The organism is Nitrospira sp. BLG_2, from assembly GCF_049222245.1.
Genome location: NZ_JBLYIG010000263.1, coordinates 1 through 4,016 on the forward strand (window position 1 = coordinate 1; position 4,016 = coordinate 4,016).

A 4,016-nucleotide genomic window follows, 5' to 3' on the forward strand; every position below is an offset into this window, starting at 1 on the left:
GTTTCGCGGCGCTTGTCGGCGATATGATCAAGAAGCTTGCGCTCTTGGCTGGCTTCCACGAGAAGCGCCTTGGTATGCTGCCATGCCTCGACGGCTTGATCGATCTCGCGGCGCGCCTGGCGCAGCGCTGCCTGTTGCGAATCCATGCTCCCCTGCCATTCCCACCATGCTTCTATCGTCAACCCTTGCGCTGATTGCAGGTCATAGACAGCGACATCCTTCTGAATCTGCGTTTCGATGTCGCGATACCGCTCCTCGCTCCGGGCCAAGGCACGGGTTATTTTTGCCAATTCCATCATCAAGTTCTCTACAGTCTGGGCTCGCAATTTCCGCAACGACTCGAGGCTCATGCTGCCTGTTGGGCCAGCCGCTCGAGTTGCTGCACCGACGAGGAGAAGCCGGCCGGCTGGTCAATGTCCTGTTGCAAATAGGCATTGATCGCCTCCTGCGCTTGAACGGCACGGTCGAGAGCGGTGTTCATCCCCTGCTTATATGCCCCCAGCACAACAAGGTCCTCGGATTGGCGATACCGGGCCACCAATTCGAGAACCTTCCTGGATGCCTCGTAGTGTGCACGTCCGGTGATATCCCGCATGACGCGGCTGGTACTCTGGAGGAGATCGATCGCGGGGAAATGATTGCGTGCGGCCAATGCGCGCGACAAGACGATATGGCCGTCCAAGATCGAACGGACGGTATCGGCGATCGGATCGGAGAGATCATCACCATCGACGAGCACCGTATACAGTCCGGTAATCGTTCCCGGGCCCGGTCCGGTCCCGACACGTTCCAGTAGTTTCGGCAAGAGGGTAAACACAGAGGGCGTATAGCCTTTGGTCGTCGGAGGCTCCCCGATCGCCAAGCCCACTTCTCTTTGGCTATAGGCCAATCGCGTCAGCGAATCCATCAACAACAAGACCTGGTTCCCCGCATCACGGAAGTATTCGGCGATGGTGGTCGCCACCAACGCCGCGCGCAGCCGTATGAGCGGAGCTTGGTCGGAGGTCGCCACCACCACGACCGAACGCCCGAGCGCCTCCGCGCCCAGATCGCGTTCCAGGAATTCGTTGACTTCACGGCCTCGCTCTCCGATCAGGGCGATGACATTGACATCCGCTTTCGTATAGCGGCTGATCATTCCCAACAACACGCTCTTCCCGACCCCGGAACCGGAAAAGATGCCCATCTTCTGGCCGCGCCCGCATGTCAAGAATCCATTGATCGCGCGAACACCGAGATCGAGCGGAGCGCGTAGACGGGCTCGTTGTAACGGGTTCGGCGCCCCCGCATACAGCGGATACCGCTCCATGGCCGTCAGCGGACCTTTGCCGTCCATCGGATTCCCGCAGCCGTCAAGAACCCTTCCCAACAAGCCCGGTCCCACGGCGAGATCGGCTATCCGGCCGGTCATGGTAATTCGACTTCCCGGCCCAATCCCCTGCATGTCGCCCAGCGGCATGAGGAGGACACGGTCCCCTCGAAACCCCACAACCTCGGCGGCAATCGGCCCTCCGGCTACCGCCCTCGTAATTCGGCACAGCTCTCCCACGGTCGTCATCGGCCCGTACCCTTCCACGACGATCCCGACCGCTTGAGCCACTCTTCCGGCCACTTCGATGGGATCGGCACGCTCGATCAGGCGACTAAGACTCATGACGAGGCCTGTTCCGCAGGACATCGCCCAAGCGCAGTAACTGAGTGTCGAGAGAGGCATCAACCAATCGTGTCGCGGTGTGCAGCAGACAGCTTCCTCGTTGGAGAGACGCCACCGGCTCGATGGTCAATTTCAGCGCGACATTCTGCCGCGCCGCCAGCTCCGCCTGCGCCTCTTCAAGGACGGCCGCGTCCGCCGGATGCACTTGTATCACCACGCCGTCCGCGTCTTGAACGGCGCCTAGCGCCGCCTTGACCTGCATCACGATCTGTTCGCGGCGGGACTCCGCCGACTCGTGAAGTATCTTGGAGGCGATCTGAAGCGCAAGCGCGATGATTTCGTCGTCGACCGTCTGCCGAAGCGCGCATTGAGCGGCATCAAACTTCCTGGCGGCCTCGGCCAGCACCGCGCGATCTTGCTGCCGCTGCGCTTCGGAATGTCGCCGGCCATCCTCCACGCCACGCTCATATTCCGTCTGGTCATCACTTCCTCGGAGCGTGCCGTCATCCCCGAATGTCTGAAACGGCGCGCTCTGCAGCCGTACCGCGCCGGACCGTACAGCGGCATGCTTCAACACCGTATTTTCGGCGCGCAGCCGATAGAGTTCCAGGGAACGACGCACGGTCGCGCGCACGACCTCATTCTGAAAAGGCTTCATCAAAAAATCGATGGCGCCTGCCTTCATCGCCCGGACGGCGAGTTCCACCGTCGCGGCTCCGGTCATCGCCACTCCGATAATCCGATGGTCGATCCGCTGTGCTTCTTCGAGTACCGCAATCCCATCTCGATCCGGCAATACGACATCGACGATCAGCAACGCGGGAGCCGTCTGCTTCACGATCGAAATCGCCTCCTGACCCGAACTCGAAACCCGAATGGGCGTTCGCTCCGGCTTGAGCAATTCAAGGAATAGATTTCGAACGCCCTCGTCATCATCAACCACCAAGATGCTGCCCTGGAGCCGGGGAACTCCTCGTTCGCGAGCGGTCACCCCCGGGATGGTCATCGCCGTCACTGCAGCATCTCCTCTCCCGCGCCGATGATGACGATACGGCCTTCTTCCTCGAGCTTTCGGCAGACTTTCAAGATATTCTGCTGAGCTTTCTCGACATCGGACACCTTGACAGGCCCTTTGGCCTCCATATCTTCCTTCAACATGTCCGCGGCACGGCTCGACATGTTTTTGAAAAATTTCTCCTTCACCTCCGGATTGGCGCCGCGAAGGGCCAACGGAAGATCCTCCTTGCTGATCTCCTTCATCAATTCCTGCATGCCGCGATCGTCCACCTTCGTCAGGTCATCGAAGACAAACATGAGCGCCCGGATGGCATCGGCCAGCGGCTGACTCCTCTCCGCGATCTTGACCATAATGCCGCCTTCGTTGGTCTTGTCCATTCGTGTCAGAATGTCGGCGATGACTTCAGGCCCCCCGATGCTCTGCGATCCCATTCCTTTGCTCGTCAGCAATGCCTCCTGCATACTTTGGCTGAGCTCTTCCAACACATCCGGCTGCACTTCCTCCATGGTGGCCAATCGCAGAGCCACGTCCGCGCGCATCGATTCCGGCAACCCCGCAAGCACTTGCCCGGCCTGATCACTCTCAAGGTGCGCGAGCACCACCGCCACCGTTTGGGCATGCTCGATTTTCAGCATTTGGATGAGGGTTTTCACATCGACCCACTTCAGGGCTTCCAAGCCCGGATAGGTTTTTCTGGCCATCGATTCGATGATCCGCGCCGCCTTTTCCGGGCCCAGCGCCTTATTCAGCACGGTCCTGATGAACTCTTTTCCATGGAACTGGACATGTCCCGTGGCGCTCGCGACGCGAAAGTCCGAGATGACCGCATCTTCCTCGTCGCGCGAAATCTGCGCGGTGCCGTCCATAAAGCTTCCCAATTTTTTAATTTCCTTGGGGTCGAGTTGCTTCATGACCTGGGCGGCCGCCTCCTCACCGATCGCACGAAGAAGAATGGCTGCTTTCTGTTCGCCCGTCAGATTCTTCATCATTGCTGCGCGTTATGTGAGGCTCTTGCAATACCGCACATCTACGAAGATCACAAATCAGTTTCGCCACAGTGAACGGAATCCGCGTAGCCCGCGGAGGATGTTGAAAAAGCTCGTCCAGCGAGGCGCACGGCGCGACGAATAAGGAGCGCCACGCATGTGCGCGCCGGCGAGATGGTGAGCCGGCAGTGTCATTGCCGAGGCGTATCCTATCTCACCCGCCCACCCCGAGCAGCCGGAACTGCTCTGCCCCGCCTCTGTACGTTGAGGTCTTGCGCGACGCGAGACCGATGCCGGCGAGGTTTTGCAGCATCCTCATGTTGGATTCTTCAGCCACTGCTTCACGACCACGGCCGTC

4 protein-coding genes are annotated in these 4,016 nt (G+C 59.9%); all 4 read right to left on the minus strand.

Annotated elements, in window-relative coordinates; all coding sequences use genetic code 11:
• Positions 1-299 (minus strand): hypothetical protein (locus ACOSYY_RS07250; RefSeq protein WP_421661597.1); only part of this gene is annotated, 299 nt, incomplete at its 3' end.
• 47 nt (positions 300-346) lie between these two features.
• On the minus strand, positions 347-1,654 hold the full coding sequence (locus ACOSYY_RS07255; RefSeq protein ID WP_421661598.1) for a FliI/YscN family ATPase: 1,308 nt from the start codon (positions 1,652-1,654) through the stop codon (positions 347-349).
• Entirely contained in the window at positions 1,644-2,660 is a 1,017-nt protein-coding gene (locus ACOSYY_RS07260) for a response regulator (RefSeq protein WP_421661600.1), read from the minus strand. The genes ACOSYY_RS07255 and ACOSYY_RS07260 overlap by 11 nt, the downstream gene beginning before the upstream one ends.
• A gap of 5 nt (positions 2,661-2,665) precedes the next feature.
• A complete protein-coding gene (gene fliG / locus ACOSYY_RS07265) occupies positions 2,666-3,661 on the minus strand; it encodes a flagellar motor switch protein FliG (RefSeq protein WP_421661599.1) in 996 nt (331 codons plus the stop codon).
• Positions 3,662-4,016: the final 355 nt, after the last annotated feature.

Coding starts and splice junctions, on each gene's coding strand:
- ACOSYY_RS07255 (WP_421661598.1), bottom strand. CDS start 1,654: ATGAGTCTTAGTCGCCTGATCGAGCGTGCCGATCCCATCGAAGTGGCC.
- ACOSYY_RS07260 (WP_421661600.1), bottom strand. CDS start 2,660: ATGACCATCCCGGGGGTGACCGCTCGCGAACGAGGAGTTCCCCGGCTC.
- fliG (WP_421661599.1), bottom strand. CDS start 3,661: ATGATGAAGAATCTGACGGGCGAACAGAAAGCAGCCATTCTTCTTCGT.